Origin of the sequence: Hamadaea sp. NPDC050747, assembly GCF_040654195.1 — a bacterium.
Taxonomy (GTDB): domain Bacteria; phylum Actinomycetota; class Actinomycetes; order Mycobacteriales; family Micromonosporaceae; genus Hamadaea.
Genome location: NZ_JBFAHM010000004.1, coordinates 158389 through 174875 on the forward strand (window position 1 = coordinate 158389; position 16487 = coordinate 174875).

A 16487-nucleotide genomic window follows, 5' to 3' on the forward strand; every position below is an offset into this window, starting at 1 on the left:
TTCTGTCAACTGCGCAAGGAGCAGCTCACGATGACTCTCCCCCGCCCGGTCGGCGCCTTCTCGATGCGCCCCGACGTGCTGCCGGCGGCGTTCACCCCGGACCTCCTCGCCCGGCTCGGCGAGCGGCTGGCCCTGATGCCCGCGACCGAGCCCGGCGACGGACCGGCCGTGCTCGGCCCGGACGACGACCGGCTCGCCGAGGTGACCGTCCTGATCACCTCGTGGGAGGCGTTCCGGCTGGACGCGACCGCGCTCGAGCGCATGCCCCGGCTACGGGCGGTGGTGCACGCGGCCGGTTCCGTCCGGCATCACGTCACCGAGGAGGTGTGGCGACGCGGCATCCTGGTCTCGTCGGCCGCCGACGCCAACGCCGATCCGGTCGCCGACTTCACCGCCGCCGCCATCGCGCTCGGCCTGAAGCGGGTGATCCCGATGGCCCGGCAGTACGCCGACACCGGCCGCGTGCCCGCGTTCGGCGAGCGAGTGGGGGCGGACGGGCGGACGGTCGGCGTCGTCGGGGCCTCCCGGATCGGGCGCCGCGTCATCCGCCGCCTGGTCACGGCCGGGCACACCGTCCTGGTCTCGGATCCGTTCCTGGACAAGGCCGACGCCGCGGAACTAGGCGCCCAGCTGACCGACCTCGACGACATGTGCCGCCGCAGCGACGTACTGACGGTCCACGCCCCGGCGCTGCCGGAGACCCGTCACCTCATCAACGCGGACCGCCTGAAACTGCTGCGCGACGGCGCGCTGCTGGTGAACACCGCCCGAGGCAGCCTCGTCGACACCGAGGCGCTGCTGGCCGAGTGCCGCACCGGCCGCCTCGACGCCGTCCTGGATGTCACCGACCCGGAGCCGCTGCCCGTCGGCCATCCCCTCTTCGACCTGCCGAACGTGCTGATCACGCCGCATCTGGGCGGAGTTCAGGGCAGCGAGGTACGCCGCTTCGGCGCGTACGCCACCGCCGAGGTCGAGCGGTTCACGAGCGGGCAGCCTCTGCTCGGCGAGGTACGCCTCGAGGACCTTCCCCGCCTCGCCTAGTCACCGCCGCGTGCACCGCGTACGCAACCGCGACGCCGACGGCGTACCAGAGCAGGTCGGGGGCGTTGAAGGTGCTGCCGAGGATCAGCCGGGCGAGGGCGCTGCGCTCCGACAGCTCGGCCGGGATCGGGCTGAGCTGGAAGAACTCCACCGCCCAGCAGACGGCGAGCGCGATCGCTGCGCTCGGCAACGGCCGGAGCCGGGGCGCGACGACGAGGACGAGGACGTAGACGAGCACGGCGTACAGCGCCACTCCGGCGTACTTCGCGAACACGCCACCTGTGAAGGCGCGTACCCCGAGCCCGGCGAGGAGGACGACGACCGCGGCGAGCACCGCCCGCAGGCGGGTCACCGCTCCTTCCGGAAGACCACCTGGTGTACGCCGTCGTCGTCGTCGAACTCGGTGAGCGGAGACATGCCGAGCCGCCGCATGACGGCCTGCGACCGCACGTTGCCGACCGCCGTGATCGACAGGATTTCCGGCAGGCCGAGACGGTCGAAGCCGTAGTCCAGCACCGCCAGTGCCGCCTCGGTGGCGTACCCGTGGCCCCAGGCCGACCGGGCGAGCCGCCAGCCGATCTCGACCCCGTCGACCGGCGCCTCCTCGTCGACCGCGTCCAGGCCGGCCATCCCGACGAGCTCGCCGGTCTCCAGGACCTCCACGGCCCAGAAGCCGAAGCCGTCACGGTCGATGCACTCCTGGAAGTAGCGGATGGACGCCGCTGCCTGCTCCCGTGACAGCAAAGGGCCGAGATGCTCGCGGACCTCGGGGTCTGCGCTCATCTCGGCCCACGGGTCGAGGTCGGTGTCACGCCAGCTGCGCAGCAGCAGACGGCCGGTCTTGATCTCGATCATCCGGCCAGCCTAGCCGGACGTGTTCAGCGCTCCTCGCGGAACTCAACGTGCTGCTTCACGATCGGGTCGTACTTGCGGACGACCAGGCGATCGGGGTCGTTTCGGCGGTTCTTCCGCGTGACGTACGTGTATCCGGTCCCGGCGGTGGAGCGCAGCTTCACGATCGGGCGGGTGTCGACGGCCATGTCACTCTCCTAGCTCTTTCGACCCCTGACAACGTCACGCCTCGGAGGTTTGTTCCGGGACCAGGTTCCGGCCGATCATGAACTGCCGCACAGCCGCCTCGTCGGTGGCGGTGAGGTGCCGCCGGGGCACCACCAGCCGGGGCCGGCGGTCGGCGTACAAGACCCAGAACTCGGCCGTCTCCACCACGGACGTGACGGCGGCCCACCGGACCGACAGGTGGCCGACCGCGGAGGTCTCCCCTGCCTCGACCTCGCTGATCTCGAAGGTCACCGGATTGGCGAAATGGCGCGGCGAGGCCCGCAGCGTCCGCGAGCCGCAGCGCCATGGGAACGTCACTCCCCAGAGCGCCAGGAGGAGCAAAACCACCGGCTCCACGATCGGAATCCGGTGCAACAACGCGACAACCAGCACGACGTCCGCGAAAGCCAGGGCCGCGAGACCGATCGCGAACCAGAAGAAGATCCGGAACAGAACACGATGCACGATTTTGTACGCACGACGCTGCTCGGCGCAATCCGGCGGCACGGTGAACTCCACGCGGATTCGTGTCTCGGTCGGGGTCACGGGCCGAGCGTACTGGTTCTGTCACGCCCGTTGCCGCGAGAAATGTCGGCCCCTGGAGGCAGGATCTTGCTCATGGGATTTCAGCTCACCATCGACTGCGCCGACCCGGACCGCCTGGTGCCCTTCTGGGCGGCCGCCTTGGGCTACCGCCCGCAGGATCCGCCCGAGGGCCACGCCACCTGGCGGGACTACTACCTGAGCGTCGGAGTCCCGGCCGAGGAGCTCGGCGACGGTCCCTGCGCCGATCGGCTCGAAGACCCGGCTGGAAACGGGCCGTCGATCTGGTTCCAGATCGTCCCCGAGAAGAAGACCGTCAAGAACCGCCTGCATCTCGACGTGATGGTCGGCGGCGGTCGGTCGGTGCCGGTGACAGAGCGCCGGCCCCGCGTGGACGCCAAGGTGGCACAGCTCGTCGACCTCGGCGCGACTGTCCTTTATCGACACGACGGCGACACCGAGGGTCACTACGGGGTGACGATGGCCGACCCCGAAGGCAACGAATTCTGCGTCGCCTGACGGCCATCCCCGCTAACCCGGAATGTAGTAATGCACTAGCGCCGGGCGGCCGTCGGCGTCCAGCCAGTCGGCATGCTCGGTGAACACGTGCCGCCAGCCCGTGCGCTCATAACAGCGGCGCGCGCCGAGAGCGTTGTCGGCCACGCCGAGGAACAGCTCATACCCGTGATCGGCAGCCCACCCGGCGACCTCGTCCAACAGCCGACGTGCGACGCCGCTCTGCCGCGCCGCCGGGACGGTGAAGAGCCGGCTGACCATCGCCGGTGAGCCCAGCGCCGGATCCATCCGCTCGGCGACCGGTGCGGGCGGCTCGGTCCGGCGGAGGGCGGCGTGGCCGACGACGCGGTCTCCAGCCACGGCGACCCAGCTGCTCAGCGAGTCTGCCGGAGTGAGCCAGTCCACCGGATCGGCGGGCCACCGGACCGGATAGGCGTCGGCCACGTGCACCTCCCGGAGGGCTTCGACACAGGACATCACCTGCCCGTCCGTCCGCGGAACCACCATCACGTCCACGAGCCGGAACAATAGCCCACTGCTCGCCGCGGACAGAATGCCAAAGAACCCGTTGACATCTCGCAAAGCCAAAGTACCCTTTGGCATATGCGCGTCACCGATCCGCAGGCGATCCGAGCCCTGGCACATCCCCTCCGGCTGGACCTCCTCGGACTCCTCGGCACCCTCAGCTCGGCGACGGCCGCCCAGTGCGGCCGGATCCTCGGCGTACCGCAGGCGAACTGCTCGTTCCATCTGCGGCAGCTCGCCAAGTACGGCTTCGTCGAGGACGCCGGGCCGGGCGAGGACCGCCGCGAACGCCAATGGCGGATCGCGGTGAAGACACCACGGCTCCGGGTCGACTCCGGTGACGACCATCTGCTCGGCCAGCAGATCGGAAACGTGGTGGTCGACCGCGAGATGGCGGCGATCCGGGCCTACCTCGACCGCGTTCCGGACGAGCGTCCGGAATGGCGCGAAGGGCTGGGCATGGCGACCGCCGTCGTGAAACTCACCGCCGCGGAAGCCGCCGACCTCGCCGCGAAGTGGCGCGCCCTGCTCGAACCGTATCAAGCAGACGCCGACAAACCCGACGCCCGGCACGTCCGCGTGTTCGTGTCCCTCACACCCCTGGGAGAAGCACCATGAACCTCGACGTCACCTGGATCCACGGCGCGCTCGGCGAACCGGCGCTCCAAGTCCACCGGGCCGACGACCACACCTACATCCTGCGGCAGAACAAGGCCGTCACCTACGAGGCTCCCTTCCTCTACCTTCTGGTCGGCGACGACCGCGCGCTCTTGCTGGACACCGGGGCGACCGCCGAGCCGGAGCAGTTCCCGCTGCGGGCGACGGTCGACGAGTTGATCGGCGACCTCCCGCTCGTGGTCGCGCACTCCCACGGCCACGGCGATCACGTGGCCGCCGACGGGCAGTTCGCGGATCGTCCACACACGACCATCGTCGATCGTGACCTCGAAGAGGTACGGGCGTTCTTCGGTTTCGGCCCGGCGCCGGACCGGCTGCCCGACGAGACCGTGCCGTTCGAGCTGGGCGGCCGTACGCTGTCGATCATCGGCTCGCCGGGCCACCACAAGGCGGCGATCACGATCTACGACCCGCGTACGCGCTTCCTGCTCACCGGCGACACCGTGCTCCCCGGCCGGCTGTACGCCTTCGACTACCCCATGTTCCTCGCCACGTTGGACCGGCTGGTGGCCTTCGCCGAGGAGAACGAGATCTCCTACGTCCTCGGCTGCCACGTCGAGATGCGGCGACGGCCGGGCCGCGACTTCCCGATCGGCGCCACCTACCAGCCGGACGAGCGGCCCCTGGAGATGACCGTCGAACAACTGCGGCACGTCCGGAAAGCGGCGTACGAGGTGGCCGGACGCCGGGGCGTGCACCGTTTCGACGACTTCGTCGTCTACAACGAGCCCCGGCAGCGCGACCTGCTCTGGCTCGTGGGCAAGGGGCGACTGCACAAGCTGATCGGCCGGCGTCCCCGCTGACGCCGGGTGGCTCGTCGATCTCCGGAGGCTGACGCACCCCACCGGCGCCCGGTAACGTGCGCGGACCTCCGGAGATCACCACCGGCGACGGCGGTACCCGAGCGGCGGACGCCGTACCCGGCGCACGTGGCACAAGCGCGAGGCGTACGCCGTACCGGAGCGCCGCGCCCCGGCGCGCGAGGCGAGCGCCGTACCGGCTACCGAGCGGCCGCCGTCGAAGACCGCACCACCAGCGAAGCCGGGACGGTGACCGAGCCGTCCGGCGGCCCGACGGCCAGGCCGAGCACCCGCGATCCCAGTTCGGCCAGGTCGAGGCGGATCGTGGTGAGCGGCGGGCCGACGTCGGCCGCTCCGGGCACGTCGTCGAAGCCCACCACGCTCAGGTCGCCCGGGACGCTCCGGCCGAGGTCCCGGGCCGCCGCCAGCACGCCGTAGGCCATCACGTCGTCGAGCGCGAAGACCGCCGTCAGCGATGGATGCGCGGTGAGCAGTTCCCGGGCGGCCGCGTACCCGCCGTCGCGGCTGAAGTCACCGGCCGCGATCGCGGTGGCCGGCAGGACGGACTCGAATCCGGCGAGCCGGTCGGCCACGGTGGCCAGCGCGACCGGGCCGCTGACGACGCCCACCTGCGTATGCCCGAGCGACACGAGATGTTCAGCGGCCATCACCGCGCCCGCGTAGTTCGACGGCAGCACGGCGTCGACGCCCGGCCCGTGGTCGCCGATCGCGACGACGCGACCGCCTTGGTCGGCGTACCCGTCGAGGTGGTCGGCGAGGTCCGCGAGGAAACGCGTACCGGTGAAGGCCGAGGCGGCCAGGATGATCGCGCGTGCGCGCTGGGCGCGGAGCCGGGCGACGTATTCCAGCTCGAGCTGCGGTTCGCGGAAGGTGCACGCGACCATGACCATGAGGTCGTGGTCGCGGGCGGCGCGCATGGCGCCGGCCGCGATCGCTGCGAAGTAGGGGTCGGCGATGTCGTGGACGATCAGCCCGACGATCGAGGTGGTGGCCCGGGCGAGCGCCTGGGCCGGGGCGTGCGAGACGTAGCGCAGGCGATTGGCCTCGGCCAGGACCCGGGCGCGTAGTTCCTCGCGGACGGTTCGGCCACCGCTGCCGTGCAGGACACGGGACGCGGTGGCCAGGGAGACGCCGGCGGCGTCGGCGACCTGCTGCAGGGTCGCCTGTGTTGACGGTTTGTCGCGCACCCCGGTAACGTACCGCCTCACACGCCGTTGGAAAGCGCTTTCCGTCCCCGGACGCCGCCCTACGAAGGGAAAACCATGCGCAAGGTGAACATCATCATGAACGGGGTGACCGGGCGCATGGGCTATCGCCAGCACCTGGTCCGTTCGATCCTGGCCATCCGTGAGCAGGGCGGCCTGCCGCTGCCGGGCGGCGAGGTGCTATACCCGGAGCCCGTGCTGGTCGGCCGCAACGCCGCCAAGCTGGAGGCGCTGTGCGCGCAGCACAACCTGAGCCAGTACACCACCGATCTGGACGCGGCGCTCGCTGACGAGTCCAACGAGATCTACTTCGACTCGCAGGTGACCACGGCGCGGGTCGCGGCGCTGACCAAGGCGATCGAGGCCGGCAAGCACATCTACACCGAGAAGCCGGTCGCCGAGACCCTCGACGAGGCGCTCGGCCTGGCCAAGCTGGCCGAGGCCAAGGGCGTACGCCACGGTGTGGTCGCCGACAAGCTCTACCTCCCCGGCCTGCGCAAGCTCAAGCGCCTGGTCGACTCCGGCTTCTTCGGCCGCATTCTCACCGTACGCATCGACTTCGGCTACTGGGTGTTCGAGGGCGACTGGCAGCCCGCCCAGCGGCCGAGCTGGAACTACCGTTCCGAGGACGGCGGCGGCATGATCCTCGACATGTTCCCGCACTGGCGCTACGTGCTCGACCACGTGATCGCGCCGGTCCGCTCGGTGTACGCCCAGTCGGTGACCCACATCCCGGCCCGCTGGGACGAGCAGGGCGCCGAGTACGCCGCCACCGCCGACGACGCCGCGTACGCCGTCCTGGAGTTGGAGGGCGGGATCGTCGCGCAGATCAACTCGTCGTGGGCGACCCGGGTCGACCGGACCGAGCTGGTCACCTTCCACGTCGACGGTACGCACGGCAGCGCCGTCGCGGGTCTGCGCGGCTGCCGCATCCAGCACCGCAACGCCACCCCGAAGCCGGTCTGGAACCCGGACCTGCCGACCAGCCACGACTTCCGGGCACTGTGGACCGAGGTGCCGGACAACGACGTCTACGACAACGGCTTCAAGGTCCAGTGGGAGGAGTACCTGACGGCGGTCGCGACCGGCGCCCCGTACGCCCACGACCTGTTCGCCGGGGCGCGCGGCGTCCAGCTGGCCGAACTCGGCACGCAGTCCGCCCGCGAGGGCCGCAAGCTCGAGGTACCCGCGCTGTGAGCAAGACCTTTTATGCGGCCGCACATGTCGTCGCCGATCCGCGGGGCGACAACGGCGAGGGCAAGCCGGCCGTCGTCGACTGGGACGCCACGATGCGGTTCCGTCACCACCTCTGGTCGCTGGGACTGGGCATCGCCGACGCGATGGACACCGCGCAGCGCGGGATGGGCCTGGACTGGGCCGCCACGCAGGAGCTGATCCGTCGCAGTGGCGCCGAGGCGCGGGCCGTCAACGGCTTGCTCGCCTGCGGTGCAGGGACCGACCACCTCGCTCCGGGTACGCATTCCCTCGACGCGATCGAGCGCGCGTACCGGGAGCAGCTCGAGGTCGTGCAGGACGCGGGCGCGCGGGTCATCCTGATGGCGAGCCGCGCCTTGGCCGCCAGCGCGCACGGTCCGGCCGACTACGCCCGGATCTATGGCACTCTGCTGACCGAGGTGGATCAGCCGGTGATCCTGCACTGGCTCGGCGACATGTTCGACCCGGCGCTCGCCGGATACTGGGGAGACTCCGATCTCGACAGGGCGGCCGACGCCGTGCTCGAGATCATCCACCAGCATGCCGCCAAGGTCGACGGGATCAAGGTGTCGCTGCTCGACGCCGATCGGGAGATCGCGCTGCGGGCGAAGCTGCCGGACGGCGTGCGCCTCTACACCGGTGACGACTTCAACTACCCGTCGCTGATCGAGAGCGGCTCGCACGCGTTGCTGGGCATCTTCGACGCGATCGCGGTGCCCGCCGCGGCCGCCCGGCAGGCGCTCGACGCTGGAGACACCGCGAAGTTCCGGGAGATCTTGGATCCGACGGTGCCGTTGGCCCGGCACATCTTCGCCACGCCCACCTACCACTACAAGACCGGCATCGTCTTCCTGGCCTGGCTCAACGGGCACCAGGAGGAGTTCCGGATGGTCGGTGGCCAGGAGCACTCGCGCAGCCTCGACCACCTGATCGAGCTGCACCGGCTCGCCGCCGAGTGCGGCGTGCTGAGCGATCCGGAGCTGGCCGCCGCCCGCCTCGCGTCCCTGGTGGCGCCGTGAGACTGTCGCTCAACACCGCCACGGTCAAGAAGGCGTCGCTCGAGACCGCCGCGCGCCTCTGCGCGGAGAACGGCATCAGCGGCATCGGCCCTTGGCGCGACGTCGTCGAGGCCGCCGGTGGGGCGCAGGCCGCGCGCAAGATAACCGACGCGTACGCCTTGAGCGTGACCACGCTCTGCCGGGGCGGGTTCTTCACGACCGGGTTCGGCAAGGGCGCGACGCCGGAGGCACGGGCGGCGGCGCTGGCCGACAACCGGTCGGCGATCGACGAGGCGGCCACCCTCGGCACGAGCGAACTCGTACTGGTCGTCGGCGGGCTGCCGGACGGGTCCAAGGATCTGCCGGCCGCCCGGCAGGCCGTCGCCGACGCCCTCGCCGAGCTGGTCCCCTACGCGACCGACCGGGGCGTACGCCTCGCGATCGAGCCGCTGCACCCGATGTTCTGCGCCGACCGGGCGGTCGTCTCGACCCTCGGTCAGGCGCTGGACCTCGCCGCCCCGTTCGCGCCGGACGAGGTCGGCGTGTGCGTGGACACCTATCACATCTGGTGGGACCCCGACCTGTACGCCCAGATCGAGCGGGCCGGCCGGGAGGGGCGCATCTCGTCGTACCAGGTCTGTGACTGGGTGCTGCCGCTCGCGGCGGACGCGCTCCTGAGCCGGGGGCACGTCGGCGACGGCCACATCGACTTCGCCCCGATCACCGACGCCGTACGCGCGACGGGCTACACCGGGCACGTCGAGGTGGAGATCTTCAACCAGGCGATCTGGGACACCGATCCGGCGATCACCCTCGCCACGATGGCGGACCGCCACCGGCGCTACATCAATCCGCAGGGACCGCTGTGAAGCTCGCCTTCTCGACGCTGGGCTGTTCCGGACTCCCCCTGCCCGAGGTCGTACGCCTCGCGCAGGAGACCGGCTGGCCCGGCGTCGAGCTGCGGGCGGCCCCCGACGAGCCGATCCACATCGGACTGTCATCGGCCGGGCGCGCGGCGGCGAAGGCAGCACTCGAAGGCGTCACGCCGCTCTGTGTCGCGAGCTATGTGAAGGTCGCGGCCGACGGCGACGACGACGCCTGCGTCGCGGACGCGCTCGCCCACGCCGAGCTTGCGAAAGACCTCGGCATCCCCGCCGTGCGGGTCTTCCCGGGCGCCTCGGCGCCCGGGACCGGCCAACTCAGCCCGGGCGCCTCGGCGCCCGGGACCGGCCAACTCAGCCCGGACGCCTCGGCTCCCGGGAACGGCCAGCTCAGCCCGGACGCGGCGCAACCGAGTGCCGAAGCCGACGAGCGAGCCGTCAGAAGGCTCGCGACCATCGCGCAGCGGCTGCCGGACGGCGTACAGATCTGGCTGGAGACGCACGACTCCCACCCTCGCGGAGTCGACGTGGCCCGCATCCTCCACCAGGTCGACGACGACCGCGTACGCGCGATCTGGGACGTCCTGCATCCGTGGCGGGTCGGCGAGCCGCTGACGGTGTCGTTGGCGGCGCTCCACCCGTACCTGGCGCATGTGCAGGTCAAGGATGTGCTCAGCCCGGCCGAACGCACTCCCCTGCCACTCGGCGACGGAAGCGTTCCGCTGCGCGACGCGCTGGACCTGCTCCGGCGCGAGGCGTACGACGGCTGGCTGAGCCTGGAGTGGGAGAGCAAGTGGCATCCCGAGGCCCGGCCGCTGCGGGAGGCCTTGATCGCGAGCCGGGCGTGGCTGGCATCATGATCGCGTGAACGCCCCCTCCGCCACTCTGCGTTCGAAGGCCGACGACGAGACCGCCGCGATCGGGAAGGTCGCCGGGAAGAAGGTCACCCCGGCCGAACTGTTCTGCGACCTGGTGTTCGTGTTCGCGATCGTCCAGGTCTCGGCCCTGCTGCACCACGACCACAGCTGGGCGGGGATCGGCCACGCCGCGGTCCTCTTCCTGCCGCTGTTCTGGGCCTGGTCGGCGATCTCGATCCACGCCAACCTCAACCCGATCGAGAACTCCGCCGACCGGATCACGATGTTCGTCGCGGCGCTGGGCGCGCTGTTCATGGCGGTCTCGGTCCCCGAGGCGTTCGGCGACCGTGGGGTGATCTTCGGGGCCGCGTACCTGGTGCAGCGGGCCGCTCTGACGCTCCACGAGGCGGTCGCGCCCACCGACCGGCACCCGGGGCTGTTCTTCCTCGTCTTCTTCCAGATCAGCGGTCCGCTGATGTTCGTCGGCGGATTTCTGCACGGTCACGCCCGGCTGGCGGTCTGGGGCCTGGCGATCGCCATCGACATCGTCATGCCGCGTCTCATGCGACGCCATCTGAGCCGGATGACCTTCGACCTGCCGCATCTGCTCGAACGCCACGGCCTGTTCCTGCTCATCGCGCTCGGCGAATCGATCCTCTCGGTCGGCGCGACCGCGGTCACCCTCGACCACCTCAGCTCGCCGGTGATCGCGACCATGATCAGCGGGTTCGCGCTCGTCTGCGGCCTGTGGTGGATCTACTTCGTGTTCGCCGGGGCGGCGTTGGAGGAACGGCTGCCGGTCGCGATCGCCCGCCTGCGGACCGACCAGCTCGGCCGCATGCTCGGCTTCAGCCATCTGTGGCTGGTCGCCGGGGTCATCGCGGTCGCGGTCGGCCTCGCCGAGGCCATCGCGCACCCCGAGCACCATCTGGACCGCGGCGTGGCGAGCTTGCTGTTCGGCGGGGTCGCGCTCTACCTGGCCACCTTCGGCTACACCACCTGGCGCATGTTCCGCCGGCTCCCGCTCGCCCGGCTCGTCTCGGCCGCGCTCGTGCTCGGCATGCTGCCGTTCGCGACCGAGGTCCCCGCCGTGCTCGCGCTTCTCGATCTCGCCGTCGTGCTCATGCTCCTCGCCATCATCGAGTACGCCGTCCGCGCGTACCGGGACCGTCAAGCGCGAAAGCGGCCGATCGCACCGGAGGAAGTGCCCGCGTGAGCAGCAAGCTGGGCGGGCGCGATTTCGCCCTGTTCTGGGCCGTGGAGACGTTGTCGACGTTCGGCAGCTCGTTCTCGGTCATCGCGGTGCCGCTGATGGTGCTGCACGCGACCGGATCGGTGACGCAGATGGGCCTGCTCACCGGCGCACTCGGCGCGGCGACGCTGGTCAGCGGCTTCTTCGCGGGGGTGGTGGCCGACCGGTTCGATCGCATGCGCCTGCTGATCATGTGCAATGTGGCCCAGGCCGTGCTGTTCGGCATCGTGCCGCTCGTCTGGTTGTTCGCCAGTCCCCTTTGGCTGCTCTACGTCGTGGTGCCGCTGACGGGCGCCTTCGCCATGCTGTTCCGGGTCACCTACGTGACCGTGGTCCCGCGGCTCGTCGACGCCGACCAGTTGACCCGGGCGAACGGGCGGCTGTCGGCAAGCTTCGCCGCGACCCAGGTCATCGGGCCGATTCTGGCCGGCGTCGTCTCGGGCCGGTTCGGCCCGTCCGTCGCGATCGCCGTGGACGCCGCCACCTTCGTCCTGGCCTCGATCGGCCTGCTGTTCGTCCGCCTTCGAGCGCAGGCGCCGGCCGAGGAGCATGCCGTCCCGGCGAGGATGTCCTTCTGGACCGAGTTCAGCGGCGGCGCGCGCTTCCTCTGGCGGCATCCGGTGCTGCGCTCGATGCTCGTGCTGCTGACGATGATGATCTTCTTCTGGCAGGGCCTGGTCGACGTCGTCATCTTCTACCTCAAGCACGACCTCGGGCAGCCCGACCGAACCGTGGGCTACGTGATGGCGGTCGCCGCGCTGGGGACCGTCGCGGGAGCGCTCGTGGTGGCCCGCGTACGCCGGCTGATCGGGTTCGGGGTGACCTGGATCGGTTCGACCATGCTCGCCGGGCTGTGCGTGGCGGCGATCGCGTTCACCCATTCCGTGCCGGGTGTCGCCGTGTTCACCACCCTCGCGTTCGGCTGCACGGCGATCGGCGGCATCTGCTCGATGTCGCTGCGCCAGGAGATCACGCCGAGTGCCCTGCTGGGCCGGGTGACCTCGGCCTGGTGGACGATCCACTTCTCGCTCGGCCCGATCGGCGCGGCCGTGGTCACCGCGTCGGCCGAACGCTTCGGAGTCGCCCTGGTCATCGGCATCGCCGGGCTGGCGTACCTGCTCATCTCGGCGATCGGCTTCCTCACGCCGATCCGGCAGCCGCATCCGGAGCGACTGGCCGTCGACGCCGTCTGACACGCGGTACGCGGGTCGCCGGGAACGCCCGCATTCGGCATACTGTCGGGCGTCCCCCACCGGCCACTGTGTACTCACCGGAGGATCGCCGGATGACCGCCCCCGAGCCGCCCGCCCTGCCGCCTGCGTCACCAGCTCTGCCGCCTGCGCCGTCCGCCCTGCCCGCACAGCCCTCGCCGGAGGTCGCGCCCGTCGGCGGACGGTTGCCGGAGGTGGTCCGGACGTCGACCGACGCGTTCCGGCGTACGACGGCGAAGCACAACGTGCTGGCGATCGTCGCGCTGCTGACCGTGGCCCTGTCCGTGCTGACCTTCGGCATCCTGGCCCCGATCGGCGCCATTCTCGGGCACTTCGCGCTCCGGCAGATGAAAGGCCGGGAACAGACCGGCCGGGGCATGGCGCGGGCCGCCGTCATCCTGGGCTGGACGTTCACCTTCTTCTTGCCATGCATCACGCTGTTCCTCGGGATGGGCACCATCCTCGCGTTGCTCAAGGCGGCGGCCGAGCTGATCGGCCTGTTCGCCGGCTGAGAACGAACGGCGCGGCTATTCCGTGGCGGAGAGTGACGGCCTTCACACTCCCGATGACGATCTTCGGATCGCCGGGCAGTCTTGCCTGCATGGCAGCCCCCGCTCGCACCTCCGCCACGCCTCGCAAGCTCGTACGCGCCGCCCTGGTCGCGGTGCTCGCCGGGGCGGTCGTCGCTGGACTGGCGGTGCCCGGCAGCGCGCTGGCGGCCTGGGCGGTCAACCACGCCGGGGTCGCCTGGGACGACCTCCCCGAGGCGCTGCAGAACCCGGCCCGGCAGGAGGCCAGCTACCTGTACGCCAGCGACGGCAAGACGCTGCTCACCACGTTCTACGACCAGAATCGCCGCGACGTGAGCCTCGACGAGGTCGCGCCGGTGCTGCGGCAGGCGGTCGTGGCCGCCGAGGACTCCCGGTTCTACGAGCACGGCGGCGTGGATCTCAAGGGCATCCTCCGTGCCGTGGTGGCCAACGGCGCGAGCGGCGAGGTCGAGCAGGGCGCGTCCACGCTGACCATGCAGTACGTCCGGAACGTGCTGAAGAACGATCCCACGCTGACCGACGAGGAACGCGCGGCCGCGACGCAGGTGACCGCCGGCCGCAAGATCAACGAAGCCCGGTACGCGATCACGCTGGAGACCCGGCTGACCAAGGACCAGATCCTGGAGCGGTACCTCAACATCGCGTACTTCGGGCACGGCGCCTACGGCGTGTACGCCGCCGCCCACACCTACTTCTCGAAGGACCCGAGCAAGCTGACCCTGGACGAGGCGTCGCTGCTGGCCGGTCTGCTCCAGTCGCCGGAGTCCGACAACCCGATCGACGGCGACACCAGCCGGGCGCTGACCCGGCGCAGCTACGTCCTGCAGGCCATGGTCGGGCTCGGTGAGATCACCGCCGACCAGGCGAAGACGGCCACCGACGCCGAGCTGAAGCTCACCCCCGGAGCGTCGCCGAACGACTGCACCGCGGCCAAGGCCTCGACCGGCTACTTCTGCGACTACTTCCGCAGCTGGTGGCAGTCGCAGGCGGCGTTCGGCGAAACCGCCGCCGACCGGCTGCAGGCGCTCAAGACCGGCGGCTACCGCATCGTCACGTCGTTGGACGCCAAGGTGCAGGCGACCGCGCAGGCGCAGGTGCTGACCGTGTACGGCTACACGAACAAGCGCGTCGCGCCGATGGCGGTCGTGCAGCCCGGCACGGGCAAGGTCCTCGCGTTGGCGGTGAACCGCCACTACAGCGCCGCCGCCGGGGCCGGCAACACCATGAACCAGCTCGTCGCCGGCAACGGCACGAGCCTGCCGGGCTACCAGGCCGGTTCCACGTTCAAGATGTTCACGATGCTGGCCGCGCTGGAGGCGGGCAAGACGCTGGACACCGGCTACTACTCGCCGAACCAGTACAAGTCCCAGTACGCGGACTCCGGGCCGAACAGCTGTGACGGCTACTGGTGCCCGGAGAACGCCGCGGCCTCGATGGCCGGATACCGGAACATGTGGACCGGCTTCGGCCGCTCGGTGAACACCTACTTCGTGCAGCTGGAGGAAGCCGTCGGCGCGGACAAGGCCGTCGAGATGGCCGAGCGTCTCGGCATCCGGTTCCGGTCCAAGGAGAACCAGCAGAACGCGCAGGACGCGTCGAGCTGGGGCGCGTTCACCCTCGGCACCTCGCTGACCACGCCGCTGGACCTGGCCAACGCGTACGCCACCGTCGCCGCCGAGGGCAAGTACTGCTCCCCCACGCCGATCTCGTCGATCGTGGACGCCGACGGCAAGGCGATCGCGGCCGGGCAGCCCGACTGCAAGCAGGTCATCAGCGCCGAGGTCGCCCGGGCCGCCACCGACGCCGCCCGGTGCCCGGTCGGTCAGCAGTCGGCGTACCACCGGTGCAACGGCGCGACCGCGAGTTCGGTCGCCGGCATCGTCGGCAGCCGCGACGTCGCGGGAAAGACGGGCAGCTCCGATGGCAACGTCACCGAGTCGTTCGTCGCGTACACGCCGCAGATGGCCATCGCGTCCATCGCGGCCAACCCGACCACCAGCAAGGACGCCGTCGGCGCCGCCGTCCAGCGGGACGTGATCCAGGCGGTCGCGCGTACGCTCAACACCTCGCTCAAGGGCGTGGCCGAGAAGAAGTTCACCGCCCCGAAGCTGACCAGTGCCTTCGCGTCGGGGTTCGAACCGCGCGAGGAGCCGAGCCCCACGCAGTCGGAGTCCACGGGCCGGAACAACGGCAACGACAACGGCGGCCGGAAGAACCGGAACACGACGCCGACACCCTCGACCAGCCCGACCAGCGGGCTCGGCGGAATCTTCGGCGGCTGGGGCAACTGACCGAGCAGCCGAACGGTCTCATCGCCCGACCTCCCGGCTGACGCCGGATCGAGCGGGGACGCGACGCCGAGGCGATGATCCTATAGGATCTTGCGACGTGAGGGTCGCACTGTTCGTCACGTGCCTGGCCGACGCCATGTTCCCCGACGTCGGCCGGGCGACGGTGGCGGTCCTGGAACGCCTCGGCGTCGACGTCGTCTTCCCGCCGGGGCAGACCTGCTGCGGGCAGATGCACGTCAACACCGGATATCCGCGGCAGGCGACCAAGCTCGTCCGCAACCACGTCGCGGCGTTCGAGCCGTTCGACTACGTCGTCGCTCCGTCCGGCTCCTGCGTCGGCTCGGTACGCCACCAGCACGCGATGGTCGCCCGCAACGCCGGAGACACCGCGCTGGCCGACCGGGCGCAGTCCGTCGCGGGCCGTACCTACGAGTTGTCGGAGTTCCTCGTCGACGTCCTCGGCGTGGAGGACGTCGGGGCGGCGTACCCGCATCGGGTCACCTATCACCCGACCTGTCACAGTCTGCGGATGCTGCGCGTGGACGACAAACCGCTGCGCCTGCTCCGCCGCGTACGCGGACTGGATCTCGTCGAGCTGCCCGGCGCCGACCAGTGCTGCGGCTTCGGCGGCACCTTCGCGGTCAAGAACGCCGACACCTCGACGGCGATGCTGGCCGACAAGATGCGCAACGTGCTGTCCACCCGGGCGGAAGCGGTCTGCGCCGGCGACTCGTCCTGCCTGATGCACATCGGCGGTGGGCTCTCGCGGCTGCGCACCGGCGTACGCCCAGTCCATCTGGCCGAGATCCTCGCCAGCACCGGGAGCTTGTCATGATCCTTCGA

The 16487-nt window shown here is 70.6% G+C and carries 19 protein-coding genes; 13 read left to right on the forward strand and 6 right to left on the reverse strand.

Translation table 11 applies throughout. From position 1 onward, the window contains the following. Positions 1–30: 30 nt before the first annotated feature. Positions 31–1041 (forward strand): hydroxyacid dehydrogenase, encoded by a 1011-nt coding sequence (locus AB0H43_RS10015; RefSeq protein ID WP_359998896.1) that lies wholly within the window; start codon positions 31–33, stop codon positions 1039–1041. Here AB0H43_RS10015 and AB0H43_RS10020 read toward each other — a convergent pair. Genes AB0H43_RS10020 through AB0H43_RS10035 form a run of 4 tightly spaced genes read right to left on the reverse strand, consistent with a single transcriptional unit; the run spans position 980 to position 2646 of the window. Then, complete coding sequence (locus AB0H43_RS10020; RefSeq protein WP_359998897.1) at positions 980–1393, reverse strand: DUF2809 domain-containing protein; 414 nt, start codon at positions 1391–1393, stop codon at positions 980–982. The two genes, AB0H43_RS10015 and AB0H43_RS10020, sit on opposite strands and share 62 nt — an antisense overlap. Further along, complete coding sequence (locus AB0H43_RS10025) at positions 1390–1896, reverse strand: GNAT family N-acetyltransferase (protein ID WP_359998898.1); 507 nt, start codon at positions 1894–1896, stop codon at positions 1390–1392. The genes AB0H43_RS10020 and AB0H43_RS10025 overlap by 4 nt, the downstream gene beginning before the upstream one ends. Positions 1897–1919: 23 nt before the next feature. After that, positions 1920–2081, reverse strand: coding sequence for a 50S ribosomal protein L33 (gene rpmG, locus AB0H43_RS10030; RefSeq protein WP_359998899.1), 162 nt, complete (start codon positions 2079–2081; stop codon positions 1920–1922). A gap of 34 nt (positions 2082–2115) precedes the next feature. Next, positions 2116–2646: a YcxB family protein gene (locus AB0H43_RS10035; RefSeq protein WP_359998900.1), complete on the reverse strand. Its 531-nt coding sequence runs from the start codon at positions 2644–2646 to the stop codon at positions 2116–2118. A 72-nt stretch (positions 2647–2718) separates the two neighbouring features. On the opposite strand from AB0H43_RS10035, the gene AB0H43_RS10040 reads away from it, so the two are divergent. After that, a complete protein-coding gene (locus AB0H43_RS10040; RefSeq protein ID WP_359998901.1) occupies positions 2719–3162 on the forward strand; it encodes a VOC family protein in 444 nt (147 codons plus the stop codon). 12 nt (positions 3163–3174) lie between these two features. Here AB0H43_RS10040 and AB0H43_RS10045 read toward each other — a convergent pair whose 3' ends face one another. After that, positions 3175–3666 carry a GNAT family N-acetyltransferase gene (locus AB0H43_RS10045; protein ID WP_359999323.1) on the reverse strand — a complete coding sequence of 164 codons (492 nt, stop codon included), beginning with the start codon at positions 3664–3666 and terminating at the stop codon, positions 3175–3177. Positions 3667–3762: 96 nt separating this feature from the next. Here AB0H43_RS10045 and AB0H43_RS10050 point away from each other — a divergent pair, with 96 nt between their 5' ends. Together AB0H43_RS10050 and AB0H43_RS10055 are read left to right on the forward strand one after the other, a co-directional pair. Continuing rightward, positions 3763–4302 carry a helix-turn-helix domain-containing protein gene (locus tag AB0H43_RS10050; RefSeq protein WP_359998902.1) on the forward strand — a complete coding sequence of 180 codons (540 nt, stop codon included), beginning with the start codon at positions 3763–3765 and terminating at the stop codon, positions 4300–4302. Then, positions 4299–5165, forward strand: a complete 867-nt coding sequence (locus AB0H43_RS10055) for an MBL fold metallo-hydrolase (RefSeq protein ID WP_359998903.1) — start codon at positions 4299–4301, stop codon at positions 5163–5165. The genes AB0H43_RS10050 and AB0H43_RS10055 overlap by 4 nt, the downstream gene beginning before the upstream one ends. A gap of 197 nt (positions 5166–5362) precedes the next feature. Here AB0H43_RS10055 and AB0H43_RS10060 read toward each other — a convergent pair whose 3' ends face one another. Further along, positions 5363–6370: a LacI family DNA-binding transcriptional regulator gene (locus AB0H43_RS10060; RefSeq protein ID WP_359998904.1), complete on the reverse strand. Its 1008-nt coding sequence runs from the start codon at positions 6368–6370 to the stop codon at positions 5363–5365. A gap of 75 nt (positions 6371–6445) precedes the next feature. On the opposite strand from AB0H43_RS10060, the gene AB0H43_RS10065 reads away from it, so the two are divergent. From AB0H43_RS10065 to AB0H43_RS10105, 9 genes are all read left to right on the forward strand, one after another. Next, the gene (locus AB0H43_RS10065; RefSeq protein ID WP_359998905.1) at positions 6446–7585 is read left to right on the forward strand and encodes a Gfo/Idh/MocA family oxidoreductase; all 1140 of its coding nucleotides are present in this window, start codon (positions 6446–6448) and stop codon (positions 7583–7585) included. After that, positions 7582–8622 (forward strand): dihydrodipicolinate synthase family protein, encoded by a 1041-nt coding sequence (locus AB0H43_RS10070; RefSeq protein ID WP_359998906.1) that lies wholly within the window; start codon positions 7582–7584, stop codon positions 8620–8622. Before AB0H43_RS10065 ends, AB0H43_RS10070 begins: the two co-directional genes overlap by 4 nt. After that, complete coding sequence (locus tag AB0H43_RS10075) at positions 8619–9470, forward strand: sugar phosphate isomerase/epimerase (RefSeq protein ID WP_359998907.1); 852 nt, start codon at positions 8619–8621, stop codon at positions 9468–9470. The genes AB0H43_RS10070 and AB0H43_RS10075 overlap by 4 nt, the downstream gene beginning before the upstream one ends. Further along, on the forward strand, positions 9467–10342 hold the full coding sequence (locus AB0H43_RS10080) for a sugar phosphate isomerase/epimerase family protein (protein WP_359998908.1): 876 nt from the start codon (positions 9467–9469) through the stop codon (positions 10340–10342). The genes AB0H43_RS10075 and AB0H43_RS10080 overlap by 4 nt, the downstream gene beginning before the upstream one ends. A gap of 4 nt (positions 10343–10346) precedes the next feature. Next, complete coding sequence (locus AB0H43_RS10085) at positions 10347–11555, forward strand: low temperature requirement protein A (protein ID WP_359998909.1); 1209 nt, start codon at positions 10347–10349, stop codon at positions 11553–11555. After that, complete coding sequence (locus AB0H43_RS10090) at positions 11552–12784, forward strand: MFS transporter (RefSeq protein ID WP_359998910.1); 1233 nt, start codon at positions 11552–11554, stop codon at positions 12782–12784. The genes AB0H43_RS10085 and AB0H43_RS10090 overlap by 4 nt, the downstream gene beginning before the upstream one ends. Before the next feature lie 92 nt (positions 12785–12876). Next, positions 12877–13314 (forward strand): DUF4190 domain-containing protein, encoded by a 438-nt coding sequence (locus AB0H43_RS10095; protein ID WP_359998911.1) that lies wholly within the window; start codon positions 12877–12879, stop codon positions 13312–13314. Between the two features lie 89 nt (positions 13315–13403). Next, positions 13404–15644 carry a transglycosylase domain-containing protein gene (locus tag AB0H43_RS10100; protein WP_359998912.1) on the forward strand — a complete coding sequence of 747 codons (2241 nt, stop codon included), beginning with the start codon at positions 13404–13406 and terminating at the stop codon, positions 15642–15644. A 97-nt stretch (positions 15645–15741) separates the two neighbouring features. Next, positions 15742–16479, forward strand: coding sequence for a (Fe-S)-binding protein (locus tag AB0H43_RS10105; protein ID WP_359998913.1), 738 nt, complete (start codon positions 15742–15744; stop codon positions 16477–16479). Positions 16480–16487: the final 8 nt, after the last annotated feature.

Coding starts and splice junctions, on each gene's coding strand:
- AB0H43_RS10015 (WP_359998896.1), top strand. CDS start 31: ATGACTCTCCCCCGCCCGGTCGGCGCCTTCTCGATGCGCCCCGACGTG.
- AB0H43_RS10025 (WP_359998898.1), bottom strand. CDS start 1,896: ATGATCGAGATCAAGACCGGCCGTCTGCTGCTGCGCAGCTGGCGTGAC.
- rpmG (WP_359998899.1), bottom strand. CDS start 2,081: ATGGCCGTCGACACCCGCCCGATCGTGAAGCTGCGCTCCACCGCCGGG.
- AB0H43_RS10040 (WP_359998901.1), top strand. CDS start 2,719: ATGGGATTTCAGCTCACCATCGACTGCGCCGACCCGGACCGCCTGGTG.
- AB0H43_RS10045 (WP_359999323.1), bottom strand. CDS start 3,666: ATGGTGGTTCCGCGGACGGACGGGCAGGTGATGTCCTGTGTCGAAGCC.
- AB0H43_RS10050 (WP_359998902.1), top strand. CDS start 3,763: ATGCGCGTCACCGATCCGCAGGCGATCCGAGCCCTGGCACATCCCCTC.
- AB0H43_RS10055 (WP_359998903.1), top strand. CDS start 4,299: ATGAACCTCGACGTCACCTGGATCCACGGCGCGCTCGGCGAACCGGCG.
- AB0H43_RS10065 (WP_359998905.1), top strand. CDS start 6,446: ATGCGCAAGGTGAACATCATCATGAACGGGGTGACCGGGCGCATGGGC.
- AB0H43_RS10095 (WP_359998911.1), top strand. CDS start 12,877: ATGACCGCCCCCGAGCCGCCCGCCCTGCCGCCTGCGTCACCAGCTCTG.
- AB0H43_RS10100 (WP_359998912.1), top strand. CDS start 13,404: ATGGCAGCCCCCGCTCGCACCTCCGCCACGCCTCGCAAGCTCGTACGC.